This window comes from Leucobacter sp. NPDC058333 (assembly GCF_042726155.1).
Taxonomy (GTDB): Bacteria; Actinomycetota; Actinomycetes; order Actinomycetales; family Microbacteriaceae; genus Leucobacter.
In genome coordinates this window covers 917,910-941,181 of the sequence record NZ_JBHXHV010000001.1, presented here as the reverse complement: position 1 = coordinate 941,181, position 23,272 = coordinate 917,910, and the positions used below count along the sequence as shown (strand labels likewise).

The 23,272-nt window shown below is 64.9% G+C and carries 21 protein-coding genes and 1 tRNA gene; 10 read left to right on the top strand and 12 right to left on the bottom strand.

The features are described 5' to 3' along the window. Window positions 1–78 precede the first annotated feature (78 nt). Window positions 79–1,062, top strand: a complete 984-nt coding sequence (locus ACFWHR_RS04335; RefSeq protein ID WP_382447040.1) for a helix-turn-helix transcriptional regulator — start codon at window positions 79–81, stop codon at window positions 1,060–1,062. A gap of 49 nt (window positions 1,063–1,111) precedes the next feature. Here ACFWHR_RS04335 and ACFWHR_RS04330 read toward each other — a convergent pair whose 3' ends face one another. The 7 genes from ACFWHR_RS04330 to ACFWHR_RS04300 form a co-directional block, all read right to left on the bottom strand. Then, window positions 1,112–1,657, bottom strand: coding sequence for a DUF805 domain-containing protein (locus tag ACFWHR_RS04330; RefSeq protein WP_382447039.1), 546 nt, complete (start codon window positions 1,655–1,657; stop codon window positions 1,112–1,114). 261 nt (window positions 1,658–1,918) lie between these two features. Next, window positions 1,919–2,947: a helix-turn-helix domain-containing protein gene (locus ACFWHR_RS04325; RefSeq protein WP_382447038.1), complete on the bottom strand. Its 1,029-nt coding sequence runs from the start codon at window positions 2,945–2,947 to the stop codon at window positions 1,919–1,921. Window positions 2,948–3,345: 398 nt separating this feature from the next. Beyond that, window positions 3,346–3,639 (bottom strand): hypothetical protein, encoded by a 294-nt coding sequence (locus ACFWHR_RS04320; RefSeq protein WP_382447037.1) that lies wholly within the window; start codon window positions 3,637–3,639, stop codon window positions 3,346–3,348. A 77-nt stretch (window positions 3,640–3,716) separates the two neighbouring features. After that, a tRNA-Arg gene (locus tag ACFWHR_RS04315) sits at window positions 3,717–3,789 on the bottom strand. Window positions 3,790–3,894: 105 nt separating this feature from the next. Further along, the gene (locus ACFWHR_RS04310; RefSeq protein WP_382447036.1) at window positions 3,895–4,650 is read right to left on the bottom strand and encodes an NlpC/P60 family protein; all 756 of its coding nucleotides are present in this window, start codon (window positions 4,648–4,650) and stop codon (window positions 3,895–3,897) included. Window positions 4,651–4,844: 194 nt separating this feature from the next. Beyond that, window positions 4,845–6,197, bottom strand: a complete 1,353-nt coding sequence (gene gdhA, locus ACFWHR_RS04305) for an NADP-specific glutamate dehydrogenase (RefSeq protein WP_382447035.1) — start codon at window positions 6,195–6,197, stop codon at window positions 4,845–4,847. A gap of 107 nt (window positions 6,198–6,304) precedes the next feature. Then, window positions 6,305–6,997 (bottom strand): metal-dependent transcriptional regulator, encoded by a 693-nt coding sequence (locus ACFWHR_RS04300; protein ID WP_382447034.1) that lies wholly within the window; start codon window positions 6,995–6,997, stop codon window positions 6,305–6,307. Window positions 6,998–7,084: 87 nt separating this feature from the next. On the opposite strand from ACFWHR_RS04300, the gene serC reads away from it, so the two are divergent. Next, complete coding sequence (gene serC, locus ACFWHR_RS04295) at window positions 7,085–8,203, top strand: phosphoserine transaminase (protein ID WP_382447033.1); 1,119 nt, start codon at window positions 7,085–7,087, stop codon at window positions 8,201–8,203. A 112-nt stretch (window positions 8,204–8,315) separates the two neighbouring features. Here the strand turns inward: serC and ACFWHR_RS04290 are convergent, their stop codons facing one another. After that, on the bottom strand, window positions 8,316–8,963 hold the full coding sequence (locus ACFWHR_RS04290) for a DUF3027 domain-containing protein (RefSeq protein ID WP_382447032.1): 648 nt from the start codon (window positions 8,961–8,963) through the stop codon (window positions 8,316–8,318). Further along, window positions 8,956–9,333, bottom strand: coding sequence for a cold-shock protein (locus tag ACFWHR_RS04285; protein ID WP_382447031.1), 378 nt, complete (start codon window positions 9,331–9,333; stop codon window positions 8,956–8,958). Before ACFWHR_RS04285 ends, ACFWHR_RS04290 begins: the two co-directional genes overlap by 8 nt. Before the next feature lie 140 nt (window positions 9,334–9,473). On the opposite strand from ACFWHR_RS04285, the gene ACFWHR_RS04280 reads away from it, so the two are divergent. The 8 genes from ACFWHR_RS04280 to ACFWHR_RS04245 all read left to right on the top strand — a co-directional run bounded on the left by ACFWHR_RS04280 (window position 9,474) and on the right by ACFWHR_RS04245 (window position 20,332). Next, window positions 9,474–9,740 (top strand): hypothetical protein, encoded by a 267-nt coding sequence (locus tag ACFWHR_RS04280; protein WP_382447030.1) that lies wholly within the window; start codon window positions 9,474–9,476, stop codon window positions 9,738–9,740. Between the two features lie 13 nt (window positions 9,741–9,753). Next, entirely contained in the window at window positions 9,754–11,604 is a 1,851-nt protein-coding gene (locus ACFWHR_RS04275) for a helicase-associated domain-containing protein (RefSeq protein WP_382447029.1), read from the top strand. A 216-nt stretch (window positions 11,605–11,820) separates the two neighbouring features. After that, window positions 11,821–13,515, top strand: coding sequence for a DNA repair helicase XPB (locus ACFWHR_RS04270; RefSeq protein ID WP_382447028.1), 1,695 nt, complete (start codon window positions 11,821–11,823; stop codon window positions 13,513–13,515). A 141-nt stretch (window positions 13,516–13,656) separates the two neighbouring features. Beyond that, window positions 13,657–14,685, top strand: a complete 1,029-nt coding sequence (locus tag ACFWHR_RS04265; RefSeq protein WP_382447027.1) for a LacI family DNA-binding transcriptional regulator — start codon at window positions 13,657–13,659, stop codon at window positions 14,683–14,685. A gap of 149 nt (window positions 14,686–14,834) precedes the next feature. After that, window positions 14,835–16,355 carry a multiple monosaccharide ABC transporter ATP-binding protein gene (gene mmsA, locus ACFWHR_RS04260; RefSeq protein WP_382447753.1) on the top strand — a complete coding sequence of 507 codons (1,521 nt, stop codon included), beginning with the start codon at window positions 14,835–14,837 and terminating at the stop codon, window positions 16,353–16,355. Continuing rightward, window positions 16,352–17,794, top strand: coding sequence for a multiple monosaccharide ABC transporter permease (gene mmsB / locus ACFWHR_RS04255; protein WP_382447026.1), 1,443 nt, complete (start codon window positions 16,352–16,354; stop codon window positions 17,792–17,794). The genes mmsA and mmsB overlap by 4 nt, the downstream gene beginning before the upstream one ends. Before the next feature lie 33 nt (window positions 17,795–17,827). Then, the gene (locus tag ACFWHR_RS04250) at window positions 17,828–18,955 is read left to right on the top strand and encodes a substrate-binding domain-containing protein (protein ID WP_382447025.1); all 1,128 of its coding nucleotides are present in this window, start codon (window positions 17,828–17,830) and stop codon (window positions 18,953–18,955) included. 90 nt (window positions 18,956–19,045) lie between these two features. Then, window positions 19,046–20,332 (top strand): AGE family epimerase/isomerase, encoded by a 1,287-nt coding sequence (locus tag ACFWHR_RS04245; protein ID WP_382447024.1) that lies wholly within the window; start codon window positions 19,046–19,048, stop codon window positions 20,330–20,332. A gap of 45 nt (window positions 20,333–20,377) precedes the next feature. On the opposite strand, the gene ACFWHR_RS04240 is transcribed toward ACFWHR_RS04245, so the two are convergent. Genes ACFWHR_RS04240 through ACFWHR_RS04230 form a run of 3 tightly spaced genes read right to left on the bottom strand, consistent with a single transcriptional unit; the run spans window position 20,378 to window position 23,260 of the window. After that, the gene (locus ACFWHR_RS04240) at window positions 20,378–21,409 is read right to left on the bottom strand and encodes a zinc-binding dehydrogenase (RefSeq protein WP_382447023.1); all 1,032 of its coding nucleotides are present in this window, start codon (window positions 21,407–21,409) and stop codon (window positions 20,378–20,380) included. After that, window positions 21,409–22,167: an SDR family NAD(P)-dependent oxidoreductase gene (locus ACFWHR_RS04235; protein WP_382447022.1), complete on the bottom strand. Its 759-nt coding sequence runs from the start codon at window positions 22,165–22,167 to the stop codon at window positions 21,409–21,411. The genes ACFWHR_RS04240 and ACFWHR_RS04235 overlap by 1 nt, the downstream gene beginning before the upstream one ends. A 55-nt stretch (window positions 22,168–22,222) precedes the next feature. Then, a complete protein-coding gene (locus tag ACFWHR_RS04230) occupies window positions 22,223–23,260 on the bottom strand; it encodes an NAD(P)-dependent alcohol dehydrogenase (protein WP_382447021.1) in 1,038 nt (345 codons plus the stop codon). Window positions 23,261–23,272 lie beyond the last annotated feature (12 nt).

Below are 23,272 nucleotides of genomic sequence, written 5' to 3'. Positions count from 1 at the left end.
CGTTGATGTGTTCATATATCGAAGCTAATGACATAAACAGGTCACCCTTTGACCGGTTTTCCAGAGAGGATAGAAATCATGAAATCAGATCGTTTGATCGCCATCCTCCTGATGCTGCAGCGTCGCGAGCAGATCACCGCCGCGGAAGTCGCAAAAGAACTGGAGATATCTGAGCGCACTGCTCGCCGCGACCTGGATGCACTCGGCATGGCCGGGGTCCCGATCTATTCGATTCAAGGGCGTTCCGGTGGGTGGCGTCTTCTCGGGGGCGGTCGCACAGACCTTTCAGGCCTCACCGCGAGCGAAGCTCGCGCCCTGTTCCTTGTCGCCGGGCCAGCGGCGGCCTCCACAGAGGCAGAGCCTGAGTTGAAGGCGGCCCTTCGCAAGCTCGTCCGGGCCCTGCCTGAGTCGTTCCGTACGCAGGCCGAGGCCGCTGCCGCTTCCTTGATTGTAGATTCGCAACAGTGGGGCGCGAGCGATGCTGTAAACCGGCGTCCGCAGTTCCTTGACATTTTACAGGATGCCGTGATTCGCGGCGTGCAGGCGCAGCTCAACTACGTTGACAGCGCAGGGCAGGAATCCGAGAGGAATGTTCATCCACTAGGCCTGGTGGCTAAGGGTTCACGCTTGTACCTCGTTGCTCACACAGCGGCGGGCAGACGGACATTTCGCCTCGACCGCATTACTGCAGTTCGCCCAAGTGCCGCCCCCGTTCACCGAACCGAGGACTTTGACCTCGCGGAGAATTGGCGCGATATTACCCACGAAGCTGAGCGCAACCGTACAGTCGTTGAGGTGCGCGCGAACTGTGCCCCCGAAGGGCTCGGCTTTCTCCAAACGGCACTCGGCGATAACCTCAAAATTGGGTCTACTTCAAGCGATGGCCGCATCTCAGTGGTAATCCATGCTCCTAGCGAATATGGGATCGCCGGCCATCTCGCGGGGCTCGTCGAGTGGCTGGAGATCACCGGCCCACGAAGCGTGTGTAACCACCTAGCGATGATCGGCGCAGCACTCACCAGCCGTTACCCCCTATGCGCCGATGCGGACGCAACATGCTAAATCCACTCAAACCTCGCTCAGAATTCGACAGTCACAGCTGGTGTTCGGTCTAAATCTGCGCCGCATCACTCCGTGTGTCAAAGCGAGCGCCACCGGGTCGTGACGGGAGCAGCGCGAGTGCGCTGAGCACGATCGTGCCGACCACCGGAATCACACCGACGAGTGCGTAGTAACCCGGAATGTTCGCGTCGTGCAGTCGACGCCACGTGAGCGACAGCGACGGGAGGAGCATGAGCAGGGACAGCAGCACGCTCACCCCCAGACCGAGCACGACGAGCGCGAGCGCAGGCGCTGCCCAAGAGCCGCGCAGCGAGATGCCGGTAATCACGATCACGAGCGGCGAGATCTGCACGAGAGCCACGAACAGTGCGACCCACCAGTACTCCCGGCGGGAAGCCCGTCCTGAGAAGACGACAGAGCCTTCAAAATAGCCGCGGACGGCATCCGTGAAGCCGATGGAACGGGGAGCATCGGGGTCCCGCTGGAGGCTGGCCTGTTCAACCGGTGCAGCAGTGACGAACCCAAGCCGATGCGCGGATTCCGCCGCTGAACCAAACTCTCGTCCCGCAGCCGAAATTGACGCACAGCCCGCCATAGTGTCCCCCTCGTTGATCCCTGGGCACGGCGTCCGCCGAGCACCCCACAAGATAAGGACGCAAAACGACCGGAATCGTGACGCTCAGTTGTGCAACAAAAGATGCTCCGCCGGGTGCTGAAACGGGAATGGGGGGACAGCACCCGACGGAAGCACTCATGCGAGCGCACACGGATGAACCGTGCGTGACTCATCATCATCCTGATGCATTGCAGCGCCCAACGCGAACGATGGCAGAAAACGAGACAAAAGTGGCAGAAATCACGAATGATCCGGCAGCAACAGCGGGACACTCGCGGGATCCAATCGATACTCCGACGGTGTCACACCGGTCAGATCCTTGAATGCGCGATACGCAGCATCAATCGATCCGAATCCAGCCTGACGCGCAATAGAGTCGAAGCGCTCAGCGGATCCGGCAAGGCCGATCTGGATCTCGCGCACTCGTCGTGCGCGAAGCAGCTGCGCAACTGAGTACGGCTCGGTCGCAAAGAGGCGATACAGATAGCGCAGGCTGACACGAAGTCGCGCCGCGACGTCGGAGGTATTGAAACCCGGCAGCTGAAATTCGCGTTCGATCAGCGCATATACGCGTCTACGTATCACCACATCTTCATGATCAATGCCGATTCCACGATCACGCGTGCGACTCACGCCCTGCACGAGGTCTACAAGCGCGTGTGCGAGCAGTTCGGCGTCGACGGTGTTGTCGTCTGGCACCCGCTTCCCCAGCCCCGAAAGAACTCCGACGAACGCTTCCGACAGCGCAGAGACTGACACCGGCTGTTGTCGCACGAGGTCAATTTTTCCCTCTATGAGGCGGAGCAACCGACGCGGCACCACGACCGAAGACTGCCGCGTCGTGCCGATGAAATCCGCATAGTAGGGCCGTGCGAGATCGACTACGTACACGTCGCCGGGCTCAAGGCGAAAGCGAGCACCGTCGACATCCAGGTTCACGACCCCGTCGTGCAGCACACTCACGCGCACATCATCGAGGCGGTCGGAGGCGACGTGGGCCGCCGTTCGATCGAACGAGCATGAGGTCGCAGTGAACTCCTCGTAGCCAATATCGCCGAGCGGAACTGAGACGAGCCGCGCCCGAAAAGCCGCGGGTTCAACGCTCGACGCAGTCGCTCGAAACGATAGTCGCGAGAGCCCGCTCTGACCTGAAAGCCGGTACACCGTGCGCTCGCCGCGGGCGGCAGCCCGCGTGATACCCGTGTGGCCGGCATCCCAAAGCGCTCCCGCTGCCTCGTCGCTTTCGGGCTCGACGTCATCCCACTCCATACAACCCCCACTGCCCGCCACTTTGCGCCGAGTTCATTTCCGACGCTCTCCCACCTAGAACGACGAAAGGCTGGAATCGTGACGCGCCCCTCGCGTATCCCCAGGAGAGGGCGTGTCGTCGCCCGTGCCGAGCCGACGCGACACCACGACGGTGGTCAACGGGGGCAAGGCTCACGCACGAGAATCAGATCCCGATTACCCGTCGAAATCGGCACATCAAAATGGGTAGAAAGGGGGCCACGACCGTAACACGGGATTGCTGCCGAAACGTGACGTTCGGATGAAAAGAATGAGGAATTGCTCCGAGATATGCGGCTTACGTAACCGAAATCGTCGCACATTGACCAACGTTGGGCCACTGGGACAGCTCTTCACGCAACTTCTTCGCAGCCGGCCAGTTACAGCGGAGTGCCCGTGTTCGACAGCACCAACGTGAGGCGCACCGTAAGCAACCCGATCGACATAACCAGCGTGAGATAACTCAGTACAAGTCCGACAATTGCAGCCCAGCGTGTGCGCCCCGGCCGCTTGACCGCGTAGTGACCGACGAGCACCGCGAGCACACTCACGCCAATGTAAATGAGGTACGTGACCACCCCACCGCTCAACACGTAGGTCAGCACGAGGGCAGTTACCCCGGCTGCAAGCCCAACGAAGTGGCGGTTCCTATTCTCAGACGGCACGTCTCTCACGCTTCTCACCTTAACTGCCCGCTCACAGCCTCGCCGTTCGCAGAGCCACGGCGGCATGCCGAGCGAGAGGTGTGAAGTGCCCCGGATAGGAATCGAACCTACGACACCTTCTTTAGGAGAGAAGTGCTCTATCCACTGAGCTACCGGGGCGGACGGGCCTGCGATCAGGCCCATGCGAGTCTAGCGCACGGGCAACAAAACACTTCGGCGGGCGGGGTCGAAACCCCGCCCGCCGAAGTGGACTACCTGCGCTGATTAGCCGAGTCGAATGACCACGGGTGAAGCGTCAGGCGAAGCGTACGTGTTGATGACGGTCTGGCCGCCGCCCCAACCACCGTGCACGGCCTGGCCGTTGCCGATGTAGATGGCCGTGTGGGGAGCGCCCGGCCAGATGAGGATGTCGCCGGGAGCGTAGTTGCCGTCGGTGACCTGCGTGCCGTATCGCATGAAGTCGCTCACGCCGTGGTCGTAGCCGCCCTGGTCGCGACGCTGGGTCAGGCCAATCGCTGCGAGCGAGTTCTGCACGAGGTCGGTGCAGTCTTGGCCAACGCCAACCTGCGCGACCGCTGCGTTCACGAGACCCGAAGCGCCAACGCCGGCGGGGACATCTTTTCCGGCGTAGCTCGCGTTGACCGGTACTGCGGTGCCGGAGCCACTCGCATCGGTGGTCTCGGCCGCCTTCTTCGCAGCGTCTTCTTCCGCCTTCTTAGCAGCGGCTGCTGCCTTCTCGCGGGCAAGAACGTCTGCGCCAACGGCACCCTCGACTGCGGGGTCGGGAAGGACCTCTGCGTCGGAGTTGACCGTCGTCAGCGACTGCTGCTGCGTAATGTCGGCGTCAGGAGCGCCTTCGACGGAGGGACCTGCCGCGTATGCAGGGATTGAGAACGTGCCGACCATGCCGAGGCTGAGCGCTGCTGCGCCGGCCATCTGGGCGATCCGCTTCGCTCGCGACGGGTTGCGCTGAGCGATACCGCTCGGAAGCGCGACGTCCGTGCTGGAGTGCTGAGTCACGTGTATATCTGCCTTACTGTTGCAACTGGTGTCTGCGTCAGGTACGACCCACTAGAGGCCGCGACCGTTCAAGGGTAACCGAACATCACGAATATGTCACGCTCAGGTCACGAAACCCTCAAGTACGGCTTAAAGCTGCGGATTTTCGGGACCCCGCATCGCCCTCGTTCACTCGATGTCGAGCAAAACGAGGCTCAGATGACGCCCTGCTCGAGCATCGCCTGCGCCACCGTTTCGAACGCCGCCGAGTTCGCACCGAGCACGTAATCGCCCGGCCGACCGTAGCGCACCGATGCCTCATACGCTGAGGCGTGAACATCACGCATGATGTCGTGCAGCCGCGATTCGCTCGTCTGACGGTCCCAGCGCGAGCGCGCGGCATTCTGGCTCATTTCGAGCGCGGAGGTTGCCACACCGCCAGCGTTCGCTGCCTTGCCGGGCGCGAAGAGCACCCCGGCCGCCTGAAACAGCTCGACGGCTTCGGGCGTGGTCGGCATGTTCGCCCCCTCGGCGACGGCGCGCACGCCTCCGGCGATCAGCGCGCGAGCGTCATCGACGTCGAGTTCGTTCTGCGTCGCGCACGGGAAGGCCAGCTCGCCGGGCACCTGCCACACAGACCCCGAGGACACGAAACGCGCACTCGAGCGGCGCTCCGCGTACTCCGAGATGCGTGCCCGCTCGACCTCTTTGATCTGCTTCAACAGCTCGACGTCGATCCCGGCCTCGTCGACGATGTACCCGCTTGAATCAGACGCCGTCACCGCGGTGCCACCGAGCTGCTGCACCTTTTCGATCGCGTACGTTGCCACGTTGCCAGAGCCCGAGACAATTGCCCGCCGCCCCTCGATGCCTTCGCCAGCACGCAGCAGCATCTCCTCGGCGAAGAACACCGCGCCGTAGCCGGTGGCCTCGGTGCGCACCTCAGCGCCGCCCCACCCGACACCCTTACCGGTTAAGACGCCAGCCTCATAGCGCTGGGTGATCCGCCGATACTGCCCGAACAGGTACCCGATCTCGCGCCCGCCGACGCCGATGTCGCCCGCGGGGATGTCAGTGTGCTCGCCGATGTGGTGCACGAGCTCCGTCATGAAGCTCTGGCAGAAGCGCATCACCTCTGCGTCGCTCTTACCGCTCGGGTCGAAGTCAGAGCCGCCCTTGCCACCACCAATGCGCTGCGAGGTGAGCGCGTTCTTGAAGATCTGTTCGAAGCCCAAGAACTTCACAACCGACAGGTTCACGGTCGGATGAAAGCGGAGGCCTCCTTTATAGGGGCCGAGCGCCGAGTTGAACTGGACGCGATAGCCGCGGTTCACGCGCACTCGGCCGGCGTCATCGGTCCACGGCACTCGGAAGATGAGCTGGCGTTCGGGTTCCACGAGCCGATCGAGAATGCCCGCCTCGATGAACTCGGGGCGCTGCGCGAGCACCGGTTCGAGCGTGTCGAGCACCTCGCGCACCGCCTGCAGAAACTCGGGCTCCGCCGCGCTTCGACCGGCGACGGTGTCAGCAACTGATTGCAGGTGTGCTTTCGGGGTGGGCAGTGTCAACGAGGACTCCTCTGTCTCTCAACTCCATTGAGAACGCACCCGGACGGGAGGTTCTGCCTGCGACCGCACACTCCTACCGTGTTGTGACGGCTCGGAAGTGCGGGTGTCTACATTGAGACGAAGATGTGTGCGGCGACCTCTGATGGCAGGTCGATCGCTTCACTGGAACCCTCAACCTCGATGTGCACGACGTGCCCGGAACGAGTGAAGGAGGCCCGGTTGCCGGGAAGTACCCCAGCGGCCGCAAGCTGCTCAAGCAGTTCGGGATCAACCTGCAGTGGTTCGGCCAGACGCTTAATACGTGCAACCACCGGCATATCGGGGTCGATGAGCAGCTCGGTCAGCCCGGTCACGCCGGTCTGAAACGAACCGGCGCGCAGCGCACCGAGTTCTTCAAGACCCGGGATCGGATTGCCGTAGGGAGACTCGGTCGGGTTGCCCAAGATGCCAAGCAGCTTGCGCTCGACCTGCTCACTCATCACGTGCTCCCAGCGGCACGCTTCCTCGTGGACGTACGCCCACTCCAGCCCGATGACGTCTGCGAGGAGGCGCTCAGCGAGGCGGTGCTTGCGCATAACGTGCACGGCTTTACTGCGGCCAACGATGGTCAGCTCCAGCCGGCGATCGTCAGTGACCACGACGAGACCGTCGCGTTCCATGCGGCCGACCGTCTGCGAGACCGTGGGACCCGAGTGTCCGAGGCGCTCTGAAATACGAGCGCGCAGGGGAACAATCCCCTCCTCCTCCAGCTCAAGAATTGTGCGGAGGTACATCTCGGTGGTGTCGATCAGGTCCGTCATCGCCGTCCTTTCGGGTCCGTCGAACAGCTTAAGGCATCGCGACGAGGCGACGCATGCCGAAGCACAGCGCTCGATAGAATTGCGCTCATGGCTGACATCACGATCCCCACTGAGCTCCTCCCCGCCGACGGCCGATTCGGTTGTGGCCCGTCGAAGGTTCGCGGCGAACAGCTCGACTTCCTGTCGTCGCTGCAGCCGCAGGTGCTCGGCACTTCGCACCGCCAGGCGCCCGTCAAAAATCTCGTCGGCAGCGTCCGCTCGGGGCTCGCTGAGCTGTTTCGCGCGCCCGAGGGGTACGAGATCTTGCTGGCCAACGGCGGCGCGACGACGTTCTGGGACTCGGCCGTGCACTCGCTCATCGAAGAGCGCAGCCAGCACCTGACGTTCGGCGAGTTCGGTGCGAAGTTCGCGAAGGCGGCCGCGGCCGCCCCGTTCCTCGCTGACCCCGACGTGCGCGCGGCCGACGCCGGATCCCGATCCACTTCCGAGGCCGTCGCCGGTGTCGACGTCTACGCATACCCGCACAACGAGACCTCGACCGGGGTTATGGCCCCGGTGCGCCGCGTCGCTGGCGATGCCGGTGCGCTCACCGTCGTCGACGCGACGAGCGGTGCAGGCGGCATCGACTTCGACGCGAACGAGGTCGACGTCTACTACTTCTCCCCGCAGAAGAACTTCGCGTCCGACGGCGGCCTCTGGTTCGCACTCGTATCGCCCGCCGCGATCGAGCGCATCGAGCGGGTCACCGCCTCGGGCCGCTACATTCCCGAGACGCTGAACCTCGCGGGCGCGCTTGAGAACTCACGCAAGAACCAGACGCTCAACACCCCAGCACTGGCAACCCTCGGCATGATGGACGAGCAGGTGCGCTGGATCAACGCCCAGGGCGGTCTCGCGTGGGCCGCCGCCCGCACGGCCGAGTCTTCGGGGGTGCTGTACGACTGGGCTGAGCGCAGCGAGGTCGCGACACCGTTTGTTGCGAACCCGGATCATCGCTCACAAGTCGTTGTGACGATCGACTTTGACGACTCGATCGATGCGGCCGCCATCTCGAGCGCGCTTCGCGCCAACGGTGTGGTCGATACGGAGCCCTACCGCAAGCTGGGCCGCAATCAGCTGCGCATTGCCACGTTCACGGCCATCGAGCCCGACGATGTGCGAGCACTGACCTCGTCGATCGACTACATTCTGGCTCAGGGCGCGTAACGGGTGTCACCGGGACGCTGACCCCGTTCTGTCGTCGCAAATCGGCGCTTCACAAGCGTGATCGGCTGATTTGCGACGACAGAACTAGCGCAGGGTGCTCCCCAGGGGTTAGTTACTCGTCTTCCGAATCATCGGCGTCTTCCGCGTCGTCGTCGTCAACGTCGTCGGTGTCTTCGTCGAAGAGTTTCGTGTCGTCAGAGTCGTCGTCGCGATCCTCGTCGGAATCATCGTCTGCGTCGTCTTCCGCGTCGTCGTCATCGTCTGAATCATCTTCGTCAGAGTCATCGTCTGACTCGTCGAGATCAACGCCGTCAATCTCGTCATCGAAGTCGCTGAAGTCGTTCTCGAGCGGATCGTCGTCCGAGTCGACATCGTCCTCGTCAACCAGCGCGGCGGCGCGTTCGGCGGCCTCCGCCTCTTCAGGAGTCTGCTTCGACTGAGCGTCGCGATACTGCGCGAGGCGCTCAGACCACGGCACCCACTCGGGCGCGACGACCGACCCGGGGCCGGGCAGCAGTTCGACCTCAAGCACGGTGACGGGCGCGTCCTCGCTGGTGCGGGCGAGCGTCGCCGCCCATCGCCAGCCGGGGTACCCGGCGAGCTTGCTCTCGAACAGCAGCGTCAGCACGTGTTCGTCGTTGACTTCGTGTCCCTCGTCAGCACCGATCGTCTCCGGGTCGGTGATCTCCGCGAGCGCGGCGCGAGCCTGCTCACGCGATTCGAGCAGCACCGGATCGGGTGCGATCTGCGACTCAGACATCGAAGTCATCCGCGACTCGGCGCAGCATCGTCGCGACCTTACGCGACTGCGCACGCTCGGGGTATTGACCGTGCTTCAGGCGCTCGCCGAGGCCGTCGAGCAGCTTCACGAGGTCCTCGATAATGATGGACATTTCGTCTGCAGATTTGCGGCTGCGCTTGGCGAGCCGCGGGGTGTCGAGCACCTGTACCGAAAGCGCCTGCGGGCCGCGACGCCCGTCGGCGACGCTGTATTCCAAGCGGGTGCCCGCCTGGATCTCTGCGTCGGCGGGTACGACGGACGCGTGCAGGTACACCTGAGCGCCGTCATCCCCCTGGATGAACCCGAAGCCCTTGTCTTCGTCATAGAACCTGACCTTGCCGTTCGGCATGCCTCGTTCCTTTCCGTCTCGTCGGGATGCTCCGCGTTCCGCTCACGCCGGTTCGCGAGCGCGGATTCCCGCACATCCAGCCAATTCTAGCGGTCGATCATGCCGTCGCACTGAGGCACGAACCCGATAAAATGGAGCGGATGTCCACTGAACCCAGCACGCCGTCGCTCCTCGAGCGGATCCTCGCCTATGCATCGCTCACGATCATTGCGCTGGCACTCCTCTCCTTCTTCGCGACGCTCATCGTCGGCTTGAACAATCGCTTCGCGCTCGCGGAGGGGCTGTGGCCGGTCGTCTACGGAATCTCGATGATCGGGCTTCCCATCGGTTTCGCTCTCTTGATCATCCTGTTGATCGTCAGCCAGCGTCGCCGCCGCAGCGAAACCCGGAAGCTCTCCGGCCGCTAGGTCGGGTCCTCTGATGAGCGGAACACTCGCGCTCGCCTCCGCCATTGCGGAGATGGATCGCGACACCCTCGTTGCGCTGGTGCGCAGCCGCCGACCGCACGCGCCCGCGAGCATCATCGACCCGATCGGCCTCGCCTCTGATCTATTGAAGGTCGAGTCAATCACTCGCGCACTCGCCCCGCTCGATCGCACCCGGCTCGACGCCGTGCGCGACCCTGCCGGAGCCGATGCGGTGCTCGTCACCGAACTCATCGGGCTCGGATTGCTCGGCCGCGAAGCCGGGGAACCGGTGCGCCTGCCCGAGGTGGAGCTCGTGCTTGGCGAAGCGCTGGGTGATGGCGAACACGGTAGTGCGAGTGTCAACTCGCCCGAGGGTGCGGGTGGCGGCGCGTGGCGCGCCGCCGATCCGGAATCTGATGTTCCTTCGCAAGAAGCTGGTGGCGCAGCGACCGCTCCGCACGCCGATACGAGCGCGTGGTTCACATCGGCGCTCACCGCGGTTGGGCAGTCGGCCGAGTGCCTGCGCACGCTCCGCGATCGACCGGGCAAGCTGAATCGCTCGGGCAGTATTGCGGTCGCGACCGTCAAGCAGCTCGCCGATACGACCGGCGTGGAGCCCGACGGAGTCGCGCTCGCGCTCGCGGCATTGCTTCGGGCCGGACTCGTGACGACGCTCGAGGCCGACCAGCTACTCATCACGACCGCAGCGTCGGGCACCTGGCTCGAACTCACCCACGTGCATCGCTGGATCGCGCTCGCGCAGGCCGCGGCCCGCACCATGCCGGCGCCGCTGCGCATCGAGTGGGAGGCCGCGGCTGAAACCGAGGCTGATTTGCGCAGGATTGCGGCATCGATTCCGCGGCGCTATCCGCTCCTCCCCCCGGCGGAGCTCGCAGCGGTCAATGACTTCGTGCGCGCGGCCGAGTTTCTCGGGCTCACGCTCAAGGGGCGCTTCACGGCCGTCGCCGATGCAACCCTCGCGGGCGCTGGCGATGTCAGCAAAGCCGTCGCGACCGCGATGCCCGCGACCGCCGACGGCGTCTACGTGCAACCCGATCTGAGCGTGGTGGTTCCCGGGCCCCTCGCGCCCCACGACGAGGCGGTGCTCGCGGCGCTCGCCCGCCCCGAACACATCGGAGTCGCGACAACCCGCCGGATCACCGAGGCTTCGATCGCCGAGGCCTACGAGCGCGGGCTCACCCCAGACTCGGCGCGCGAGGCATTTGCCCGCATTTCGCTGACCGGCATTCCACAGCCGCTCGAATACCTGCTCAGCTCGCTGGGCGAGCGCGTGGGCGGCATCGTCGTCGGCGACTACATCGGGGACGAGGGGCGAACACGGATCACGCTGGCGCGGCCCGATATTGCGGCAACACTCGTGGTGGATCGCGCTCTGCAACACCTCCAGTTGCAGCGCTCACGCACGTCAGACACCGTGCTCTACTCTCGCCTCAGCCCCGACCACGTGCTTGCAGCTCTAGCCGATGCGCGCTATCACGCGTCGTCGCAGGCTGCGGTGCTGCGCGAGGGTGTCGGTTCGGCGCAGCAGGTTGATGCTTCCAAGGTCGACGCGCCCGCGCCGCAGCGTTCGCCTGAAGTTCACGATGTGCTGGATGCGCTGGCCGAGCGGGTGTTCGTCGCGGCGCGATCCGAACCGGGCACCGGAGACTTCACGCGTCGGCTAGAACTCGCGATCCGTGATCGCAGCGCTGTGCTGGTGACGGCGGAGGCGCGCGGTGAGGTACGCACATTCACACTGCTGCCCGTCTCGGTGAACGCGGGCCGTCTGCGTGCGGCCGACCAGGCCGCTGGCGTCGAGCGCACCCTCCCGGTAAGCATGATCACGGCGGTAGAACCGGCGTAGGCGCCCGGCTCGGCGCCCGAGGCGCCCCTGGCGCCCCGGCACCCCCTGGAGGCGACAGAAACTCCGCTTAAAACGCCTCTATGCACGGACTTTCTGTCGCCTCCAGGTTTGACGGGGGCGGGGTGGGGGCGGGGTGGGGCGGGGGCGGGGCGGGACCGCGGGGGCGGGGTGGGCCGGGGACGGCGCGCTCAGCGATGCGCGGTAGAGTTGCTGGTTATGACTCTTGGCCCCCTCATCGTGCAGAGCGACCACACCGTGCTCCTCGAAGTCGCTCATCCCGATGCAGAGGATGCCCGCCACGAGCTCGCCGTTTTCGCCGAGCTCGAGCGCGCACCGGAGCACATCCACACCTACCGCGTCACCCGCCTCGGGCTCTGGAATGCACGGGCCGCCGGGCACACGTCCGCGGAAATTCTCGACACACTGAATCGATACGCGAAGTTCCCCGTGCCGAACGGTGTCGCCAGCGAAATCGAAGACACGATGCGCCGCTACGGGCGGCTCACCATCGAGCGCGCCGAGGTTCCGGGCGACAGTTCGGCCGCGATCGCCGACGATGCGGCGGGGGCAGAGGCCACTACCCCCACCCAGCTCGTACTCCGCTCGGAGGATCCGATGGTGCTGCGCGAGGTCGCCAGCGCGAAGAAGATCGCTCCGCTGCTCGGCAATCGGATCGACGAGCACACCTACCCCGTCGAGGCGTGGGCGCGCGGCGAACTGAAACAGCAGCTCGTCGCCCGCGGCTGGCCGGCCGAAGACCTCGCCGGGTACCGCCCGGGCGACCCCTACGACATCGAGCTCGCCGAAGACGGCTGGCACCTGCGCGACTACCAGGCGAAGGCGGTCGAAGCGTTCCAGCGCGGAGGATCCGGCGTCGTCGTGCTCCCCTGCGGCGCGGGCAAAACAATCGTCGGCGCCGCTGCGATGGCTGCGGTCGGCGCAAAAACCCTGATCCTCGTCACGAACGCCGTCTCAGCCCGCCAGTGGCGATCCGAGCTGCTGCGCCGCACGAACCTCACGGAAGACGAGATTGGCGAGTACTCGGGTCAGGTGAAAGAGGTCAAGCCCGTCACCATCGCGACCTACCAAATCCTGACGAGCCGCCGAAAGGGCGAGTACGCGCACCTGTCGCTGCTCGATGCCGAAGACTGGGGTGTCATCGTCTACGACGAGGTGCACCTGCTGCCTGCCCCCGTCTTCAAGCTCACCGCTGAACTCCAGGCACGCCGACGCCTCGGCCTCACCGCGACGCTCGTGCGAGAGGACGGTCGCGAGGGCGACGTCTTCAGCCTCATCGGCCCGAAGCGCTACGACGCCGCGTGGAAAGACATCGAGGCGCAGGGCTTTATCGCCCCCGCCGCGTGCTTCGAGGTGCGCGTCGACTTCGGCGAGGCCGAGCGCATGGACTACGCCGTTGCCGAAGATCAGGATCGTTACCGCATCGCGTCGAGTGCCCTCATCAAGCAGCCCATCGCGAAGCGCATCATCGACCGCCATCCCGGCGAGAGCGTGCTCGTGATCGGGCAGTACATCGACCAGCTCGAATCGATGTCTGAGGCCCTCGGCGCCCCGCTCATCACGGGGCAGACCCCGGTCGATGAGCGCGCCCGCCTGTTCCAGGCGTTCCGCGACGGCGAAGAGAAGATCTTGGTCGTGTCCAAGGTCGCGAATTTCTCGGTGGATCTGCCCGATGCGTCGGTGGCAATTCAGATTTCCGGATCATTCGGTTCGCGTCAGGAGGAAGCGCAGCGTTTGGGCCGCCTGCTGCGTCCGAAGTCGAACGGTGCGACCGCCTCGTTCTACACGCTGATCACCCGCGACACGGTAGATCAGGATTTCGCGCAGAATCGGCAGCGGTTCCTCGCCGAGCAGGGCTACGCCTACACGATTCTCGACGCCGACCAGCTGTAATTCGCGGGCTGACGCCCGCGATCTCGGCAGTCGATTTCGACCCAGCCCCGGCCGCTGTTTTCGGGCCACCCACTGCCGTCGATTCGACGGTGCGTACACTTATGTGAACGTACACATTCGAGGTTCACCGCGGAGGCCCTGATGTCCGGAGACGGAGAAGCGCGGGCCAAGCCTGCCAGCATCCGTGACGTCGCGCGCCTCGCATCCGTTTCGTATCAGACCGTTTCGCGGGTGCTGAATGACTCTCCGAGCATCCGAGACGACACCCGACAACGGGTGCTGTCGGCGATCCAATCGCTCAATTATCGCCCGAATCAAGCGGCACGCGCGCTCGCGTCGTCGCGCACCAACGTGCTCGGAATCTTGTCGGCAACCGTTGGCGAATACGGCACAACTTCGGCGATCGTCGCTATCGAGCAGGTCGCGCGTGATCGCGGCTTTTCCATCAGTACCCTGAATCTGCCCGACGCCACGCCCGAAGCGATCGGCGAGGCCGTGCGCCAGCTCGAACACGAGCAGGTCGCTGGCATCATCGTGCTTGCCCCTCAGGTACGCGTGTTCAACGTGATCGGCGGGTTGGGTCTGAAGATCCCGGTGGTCAGCCTGCACACGGCTGCTGGCGGCACGGCCGAGAGCATCGCGTCAGACCAGCGCCTGGGCGCCCAAATGGCCGTCGAGCACCTCGTCGAGCTTGGGCACCAAGACATCCTTCACCTCGCGGGCCCCCAGGATTGGATCGAGGCCGAATCGCGCATGCGCGGCTATCTCGACGCCATGTTCGAGGCGGATCTCTCGACTATCCCGCCGATCCGCGGTGACTGGACGGCTGACTTCGGGCACTTCGCGGGGCGCGAGCTCTCCTCGCGCCGCGACTTCACCGCGGTGTTCGCGGCGAATGATCTGATGGCGATCGGCTTGATGCACGGTTTCCGCGACGCGGGCGTGCGGGTCCCCGAAGATGTCTGCGTGATCGGCTTTGATGATATTCCGATCGCGGCACACATGTGGCCGACCCTGTCGACGGTGCGCGTGGACTTCGCAGAGCTCGGTCGCCGCGCCATTGCGCACCTGCTCGCGGCGATCGAACGACACGACGCTCCCGAGTTCGACGTGCTGCGACCCGAGCTCATCGTGCGGGAATCGACAACGACACTCGCAACACGTCGGTAACGATTCTGTAATCAGCTCACAACGTCTTGACACGCGGAGTAACATCATCCACGATGTGAACGGTCACACGAGCAGCAAAGAAACACGACAGCGAGGTCAAGCGAGTGGATACTGAGACGACGAGGCCCGATCCGGCCCCCGTGCTCCAAATGCACGACATCACGAAGGTTTTCCCGGGCGTCAAGGCGCTCTCGAACGTCTCGCTCACCGTGCGACCCGCGACAATTCACGCGATCTGCGGCGAGAACGGTGCCGGCAAGTCGACACTCATGAAGGTGCTCTCGGGCGTCTATCCCCACGGCACCTACACGGGCGACATCGTGGTCGAGGGTCAGGAAATGCGATTCCGCGACATTCGCGCGAGCGAAGAAGCCGGCATCGTCATCATCCATCAGGAGCTCGCGCTCATCCCCGAGCTCTCGATCACCGAGAACATCTTCCTCGGCAATGAACTGCGCCGCGGTCTCAGCATCGATTGGCAGGCCGCCCGCCTCCGCACCGTCGAACTGCTTGACCGCGTCGGGCTGCGCGAGGATCCCGACACCCCGATCAAGACCCTCGGTGTCGGCAAGCAACAGCTGATCGAGATCGCGAAGGCGCTGAATAAGAACGTGCGGCTACTCATTCTCGATGAGCCGACGGCGGCGCTCAACGACACGGACTCCGAGCACTTGCTCGGCCTGATCCGGGACCTGAAGGACCGCGGTATCGCCTCGATCATCATCAGCCACAAGTTGAACGAGATCGAGCAGATCGCCGACGACATCACCATCATCAGGGACGGCCGGGTCGTCGAGACCCTCGACGTGCAGCACGGCACGATCAACGAAGATCGCATCATTCACGGCATGGTTGGCCGCTCGCTTGAGAACCGCTACCCCGACCGCACCCCGAACCCGGGCGAGGTCTTCTTCGAGGTGCGCGACTGGGTCGTGCAGCACCCGACGGTTCCCGAGCGCTACGTCGTGAAGGGCTCAAGCTTTGACGTGCGCCGCGGTGAGGTCGTCGGCATTGCTGGCCTCATGGGGGCCGGGCGCACCGAGCTCGCGATGAGCGTGTTCGGGCGCTCCTACGGCCGCTTCATCTCGGGCACCATCGTGAAGGACGGCGAAGAAATCGTGGTGTCGGACGTACCGGCCGCGATCCGCCACGGCATTGCGTATGTGAGCGAGGATCGCAAGACGCTCGGCCTCAACCTGCTCGACTCAATCAAGCGCTCAGTGGTCGCGGCGAAGCTGTCAAAAATTACTCACCGCTGGATGGTCGACGCGCGCGAGGAGCGAATCGTCGCCGAGCGCTACCGGAAGTCGCTGCGGATCAAGACGCCAGACGTCAACAACGGCGTCGCGAGCCTCTCCGGTGGCAACCAGCAGAAGGTCGTGCTGGCGAAGTGGATGTTCACGGACCCCGATCTGCTGATTCTTGACGAGCCGACGCGCGGCATTGACGTGGGCGCTAAGTACGAGATCTATTCGATCATCAACGAGCTCGCGAACGCGGGGAAGGGCGTCGTTGTGATCTCGAGCGAGCTCCCTGAGCTGCTCGGCATCTGCGATCGCATCTACACCGTGTTCGAAGGCCGCATCACCGATTGCATCCCCGCCGCAGAGGCGACACCCGAGACGCTCATGCGCAGCATGACGTCGCTGAACGAGAAGGCACACGCATGACCACGACCGATTCGAAGACCACGGAGAAGCCCGGCTTCCGGTTCTCCGACATTCGCGGAATGTTCGGCGGCGGGCAGTCGACGCTCAGGCAGTTCGGCATTCTGGGCAGCCTCATCGCCATCATCTTGATCTTCCAGATCTTCTCGGACGGGCTGACGCTCTCCCCCGGCAACGTGATCAACGTGATGCAGCAGTACTCCTACATCTTGATCCTCGCAATTGGCATGGTGATGGTCATCATCATGGGCCACATCGACCTTTCGGTCGGTTCGGTGGCGGCGTTCGTCGGCATCGTGGTCGCGAAGTCGATGGCGGAGTGGAACTTCCCGTGGTGGGCAGCCATCATTCTCGGCATCGTGCTCGGCGCGGTCGTCGGCGCGTGGCAGGGGTTGTGGGTTGCCTACGTCGGCGTGCCAGCGTTTATTGTGACCCTCGCGGGCATGCTCTTCTTCCGCGGCGCGAACCAGTGGATCGGCGACTCGATCTCGGTACCGGTGCCCAAGGAGTTCGTGGTGATCGGCGCCGGGTACCTGCCCGAGATCGCGATCCCGATTCCATTCAATGTGCCGACACTGATACTCGGCGTACTCGCCGCCGCATGGCTTATCTTCTTCGAATGGCGCACGCGCCGCCAGCAGCGCAAGATGGGCTCTGAGCGCGCGCCGCTCTGGGTGAGCGTCGTCAAGGTCACGCTGCTCTGCGCGGTCATCTTGGGTGCCGCACTGCTCTTCGGCAGCGGCCGCCCCGGCACGAGCTTCCCGGTCTCGGGCATCATCTTGCTCGCGCTCGTCATTCTGTACTCCTTCGTCACGAACCACACCGTCTTCGGTCGCCACATCTACGCGGTCGGCGGCAACCGTCAAGCCGCGAAGCTCTCTGGCGTAAAAGATCGCCGCGTCGACTTCTTCGTCATGATGAACATGTCGGTGCTCGCTGCAGTCGCGGGCATGATCTTCGTCGCTCGCTCACAGGCCTCCGGCCCGCAAGACGGCAACGGCTGGGAACTCGACGCGATCGCCGCAGTCTTCATCGGTGGTGCCGCGGTCTCGGGCGGCATCGGCACCGTCATCGGATCGATTATCGGTGGTCTCGTGATGGCGTTCCTCAACAACGGCATGCAGCTGCTGAGCTTTGGCGCAGACACGGTCCAGATGGTGAAGGGCGCTGTGTTGCTCGTTGCCGTCGGTATCGATGCGTACAACAAGCAGCAGGGACGACCCTCGATCATCGGCTTGTTCAGTCGCCGCAAGACGCCCGGCGAGTTCGGCTCAGTTGAAACCACCCCCATCGGCGCCCGCGCCATGGAATCGGCACCGCCCGCACCGCCAACGGCCACGCCGACTCCCCCCACAGCTCCCCCGGCGGCATCGCCCGCAGCGGGTCAAACTCCTCCCGCCGCAGACGACAGCGCGACGAAGGAACCCGGCTCTCAGCGATGAGAGTTCGACGATCACAGAAAGTGAATGGAATCCATGAATAAGAGAATCCTCCTCTCCGCGGGCGCGCTGCTGGCCGCAGCCGCCCTGGCGCTCACCGGTTGCTCTTCGGACCGCGGCGGAGACTCGAGTGGCTCAAGCAGCGACTCATCGGCCGCATCGACCGGTTTCGAAAAGGGTGCCACCATTGGCGTTGCGCTCCCGGACAAGACCAGTGAAAACTGGGTGCTCGCGGGCAAGCTCTTCAAGGACGGCCTCGAGAAGGCCGGCTACAAGGCTGACGTGCAGTACGCGCCGGCCTCGAACACCGTCGCCGAGCAGCAGAACCAGATCCAGGCAATGGTGACCGGCGGCGCGAAGGTGATCGTCATCGGCGCGAAGGATGGCAAGCAGCTCGCCACCCAGGTGCAGGCAGCGAAGGATGCCGGCGCGACCGTCATCGCATACGACCGCCTCATCGAGAACACCGACGCACTCGACTATTACGTCGCGTTCGACAACTTCAAGGTCGGCCAGCTGCAGGGTCAGGCGCTGCTCGACGGGCTCGAGGCTCGCTCAAAGCACGACGCTCCGTACAACATCGAGCTGTTCTCGGGTTCGACCGATGACGCGAACTCGGCGGTCTTCTTCAACGGCGCAATGGACGTGCTCCAGCCGAAGATCGACGACGGCACGCTTGTTGTCGGATCGGACCAGACCAAGATTCAGCAGACCGCGACCGCCGGCTGGAAGGCTGAGAACGCTCAGAGCCGCATGGACACGATCCTGACCTCCGCATACAGCGACAAGGAACTCGACGGCGTCCTCTCACCGAACGACACCCTCGCCCGTGCCGTGCTCACCTCGGTCGAGCAGGCTGGCAAGCCGCTCCCCGTCGTAACCGGCCAGGATTCAGAGGTCGAATCGGTGCGCTCCATCATGGAGGGCAAGCAGTACTCGACGATCAACAAGGACACCGCACTGCTCGTCGAGCAGACCATCAAGATGATCGGTCAGCTGCAGGCCGGCGATGAGGTCGATGTCAACGACACCGACCAGTACGACAACGGTTCGAAGGTTGTGCCGGCGTACCTGCTCGACCCGGTGATCGTCACGAAGGAGAACGCGGCTGACGCGTACAAGAACGTGCCGAGCCTGTTGAAGATCGTCCAGGAATTCAACTAAGCACGAGGTAGTTTCCGCACCCGCACTGCGCCGGGGGGCATCGGCATCGTCCGTCGCTCCCCGGCGCAGTGCCATTGTGAAAGGCATCGCATGACCGAGTTCGCAATTGATTCGACGCAGCATCACGACTGGCTGGGAGAGCAGACCACCCGACTGTTGGCATTCTCGGCCCCGGCACTCGATGCCGCCGGCGGATTCTCGTGGCTCGATGACGCGGGAGCCCCGGTGCCGGGCGCCGGAAAGCAGCTGTGGATCAATGGCCGCTATACCTACTCGGCCGTCGTTGGCCACCTACTGGGCTACGCGGATCAAGCCGAGCGCGTCGAGCACGGACTCACATTCTTGCGATCCGGTTCGCTCCGCGACACCGAGTACGGCGGCTGGCGCGGCATCGCCGAAGCCGACGACGCGTCGCTGAACTCCGATGCCAAGGAGAGCTACGGCATCTCATTCGTGCTGCTCGCCGCGGCTGCCGCGCGACTCGCCGGCTTCGACGCCGACGAGCTGTACGCCGACGCGCTCGCCGTGCTCGACCGCTTCTGGGACGCCGGGGTCGAGATGTACGCCGACACCTGGAATCGCGACTTCACGGAGCTCGACGAGTATCGCGGCCAGAACCCGAACATGCACCTCGTCGAGGCGCAGCTGCTCGCGTTCGAGGTCGACGGCGAGGCCCGCCACATCGAACGGGCGACGGCAATTGCGCGCCGCCTCATCCGCGACGTTGCTTCCGCTCACGATTGGCGGCTCCCCGAGCACTATCACGCGGACTGGCGCCCCCACCTCGAGTACGGTGCCGACTCCCCCGACAGTCAGTTTCGCCCCTACGGAGCTACCGTCGGGCACTGGCTTGAGTGGGCGCGACTGCTCGTGCAGCTCGCGGCAGCGCAGCGTGAGCTTCGCGGACGCGACGGCGCGGTCGGCGGCAGCGCAGCCGATGCCGATGCCGATGCCGATGCGTGGATTCTGCCCGCCGCGCAGAGTCTCTTCTCACGCGCGGTCACCGATGCCTGGGACGAGGATCGCGGCGGCCTGGCCTTCAGCACCGATTGGAGCGGCGGAATCTTGAACGACCACCGCTTCCACTGGGTGATCGCCGAGGCAATCGGCGCCGCGACGGCCCTGTACCGCGTGACCGGCGACGCCTCGTACGCCGAGTGGTACGAGCGGTTCTGGCGGTATGCAGCCGATCACCACATCACGGGCGACGGCAGCTGGATCCACGAGCTCGACGCCGACGGAGCGCCCGCGAGCGGCACCTGGAGTGGCAAGCCAGATCTGTACCACGCGCTGCAGGCAACACTGTTCTCGCGGCTGCCGGTCACGCACAGCTTGGTGACCGGTGCGCGACGCGCCCAGTCTGGCGACACGCAGTAGTAGCTGGCAGCGGCCGGGCGGTGCATCACCGCCCGGCCGCCCGCGTTACAGCTGAACCAGTACCTTGACCTGCTCCGGGTCGTTCGACGCATCGAACGCCTGCTGCGCCTGGTCAAGCGGGAACACGCCCGTGATCAGCTCATCGAGCGGCAGACGCCGTTCGCGAAGCAGAGCGATAGCCGCTTCGACGTCCTGGCGCACGTACATCAGGTTGCCCAGCAGGGCGATCTCGCGATCCTGGATCAGCTCAAGGTCGATCGTCGTCGGGCCAGCCGGCACACCGACCGTCATCACGGTGCCGCCCTTTTCGAGAATCTCGATCGCGAGGTGCACGGTTGATTCGCGCGACACGCAGTCGAACACCACGTCGGCCTTGCCGCCGAGTTCGCGTAGCGCCGCCTCGGCTGCATCGGGGGCGCTCGAATCGAAGCTGCCAGCCGCGCCCAGTCGCTCGGCGCGGGCGCGCTTCGACTCGAGCAAATCTGCCACGACGACGCGCTCAGCGCCTGCGTGCAGCGCGGCGATGGTCACGAACAGGCCAATTGGGCCCGCCCCGAACACGACGACGCGTGCACCGCGCAGATCGCCCGCGCGTCGTACGGCGTGTACGGGCGTGGCGAGGGGCTCGATGAGGGCGGCCTCGCGGTCACTCAAATCGTCGGGCAGCGGGATCACGCGGTCGGCGGCGATCGCGAAGCGATCTGTCATGCCACCCGGTGTCTGGCAGCCAAACACGTCGAGCGTCGCGCAGATGTTGTACCGCCCGCGCTGACACGGAGTGCACTCGCCGCATGCGAGGTTCGGTTCAATCACGACGCGCTGGCCGACGAGCGCTGCCGGGGCGTCTGCCCCAGCAGCCTCTACCACGCCAATGACCTCGTGCCCCGGCCAGAACGGCAGCGACATGAACGGGTGCCTCCCGTGCGCGGCGTGCACGTCTGACCCGCAAATGCCCACGATCGACGAGTTCACAACGACCTCGCCTGGTGCCGCAATCGGAGCCGCCACCTGCTCGACCCGAATGTCATCGGCCGCGTTCACCACAATGCGGCGCACGTCACTCTGCACGTGACTCATCAGACGGCCGTGTACCCGCCGTCGGCGACGAGCACCGATCCGGTGATGAACGAGGCGGCGTCGCTGGCGAGAAAGACAACGCTCGGCGCGATCTCTTCGGGAAGCGCGAAGCGCTGCTGCGGTGCGTCTTCGATCCAGTATCGCTGGAACTCTGGATTGTCGACCGGCGCCATCTCCGTCTTGACGTAGCCCGGAGCGACAGCGTTCACACGGATGCCCAGCGGCGCCCACTCAACGGCGAGCGACTTCGTGAGGTGGTGCACAGCGGCCTTCGACGCGTTGTACGCGGGCTGCCACTGCGGCCGATTGACGATGAGCCCCGACATGGAGCCAATGTTGACCTGCGAGCCCCCGCCGATCTCGCGCATGTGCTCGCCGACTGCGATGCTGGTCTTCCAGAGTGCACGCACGTTGAGATCCCAGACCGCGTCCCACTGTTCGTCGGTGACGCTCCACGATTCGCCGTGGAAGCAGGTGCCCGCGTTGTTCACGAGGACATCGATTTGACCGAGCCCGGCCTTCGCCTCGTCGACCATTGCGGCGATCTGCGCATCGTCCGTGATGTCAGCGGTGATCGCTACGAATTCGAAGCCGCGCTCGGCGGCCTCGGCGACGACCTGAGCGTTGCGCTCGGCGCTGCGGCCGGCGATTGCCACGCGCGCGCCAGCTTCGGCGAGCCCGAAGGCGAACGCCTTGCCGAGTCCCTGATTGCCGCCGGTGACGAGGGCGGTCTTTCCTGCGAGGCTGAACGTTGTCATGTTCGATGTCCTTTTCGTGTGTGGATGCTGCGTGAGATTGCGGTTATCGGGGCTGTTAGCGCCCCGGGTAGACGACCGACTTCAGGCTGTCGGGGTTCGTGTCGCTCTCGAGGGCCTGTTCAACCTCGTCGAGCCCGAACCGCCCGGTGACGAGGGAGTCGAGGTCGACCTGGCCGCTCGCCACGAGCTGGATCGCGACGGGCCAGGTCTCGGTGTACCGGAAGATGCCGGTGACGGTGATCTCGCGATTCTGAATCGCCTCGACCGGGAGCGTCATCTCGGAGTTTCCGAGCCCAACGAGCACCGCTGCGCCCGCGGGGCGCACGGCGCGGATGCCCGACTGTACGGCCGGCGCAGCGCCGCTCGCGTCGATGAAGGCGTCGATCGGCACGTCGAGGTCGGCGGGGTCAACGGTGCGCGGATCGATCACGCGCGTCGCGCCGTACTGCAGTGCGCGCTCACGGCGAGCCTCGACGAGGTCGGAGACGATGACCTCACCCGCACCAAACGCGCGCGCCGTCTGCGCGGTGATGATGCCGATCGGACCCGCGCCCGCGATGAGCACGGTCGAGCCGGGCTCGATGCGGGCTTTACGCACCGAGGCGATCGCGACCGAGAGGGGCTCGAGCAGTGCCGCCGCCTCATCAGTGAGGTTGTCGGGAATGTCGTGAGCGAACGACGACTGGATCGTCACGAACTCAGCGAATGCGCCGTCGATCGGCGGCGTCGCAAAGAACTCCATGTCGGGGCAGAGGTTGTACTTGCCGACACGGCACTCGCGGCAGCGGCCACAGGGACGCTGCGGTTCGATTGCAACACGGGCACCAACGCGGGCCGGATCGACATTGGTGCCTGCTGCGACAATCACGCCTCCAACCTCGTGACCCAGCACGAGCGGAGCCTCGACGACGAAGTCGCCGATGCGCCCCTCGCGGAAGTAGTGCACGTCGGAGCCGCAGACGCCCACCGCGCCCACGCGCACGAGCACCTCATCGGCCGCCGGAGCGGGTACGGGGCGTTCTTCTATGGTGAGTTCGCGCGCGCCGAGCAGCACGCTGGCGCGCATCCGCTCCGGGATTGCTTGAGTGGTCATGGCTGTTCTCCT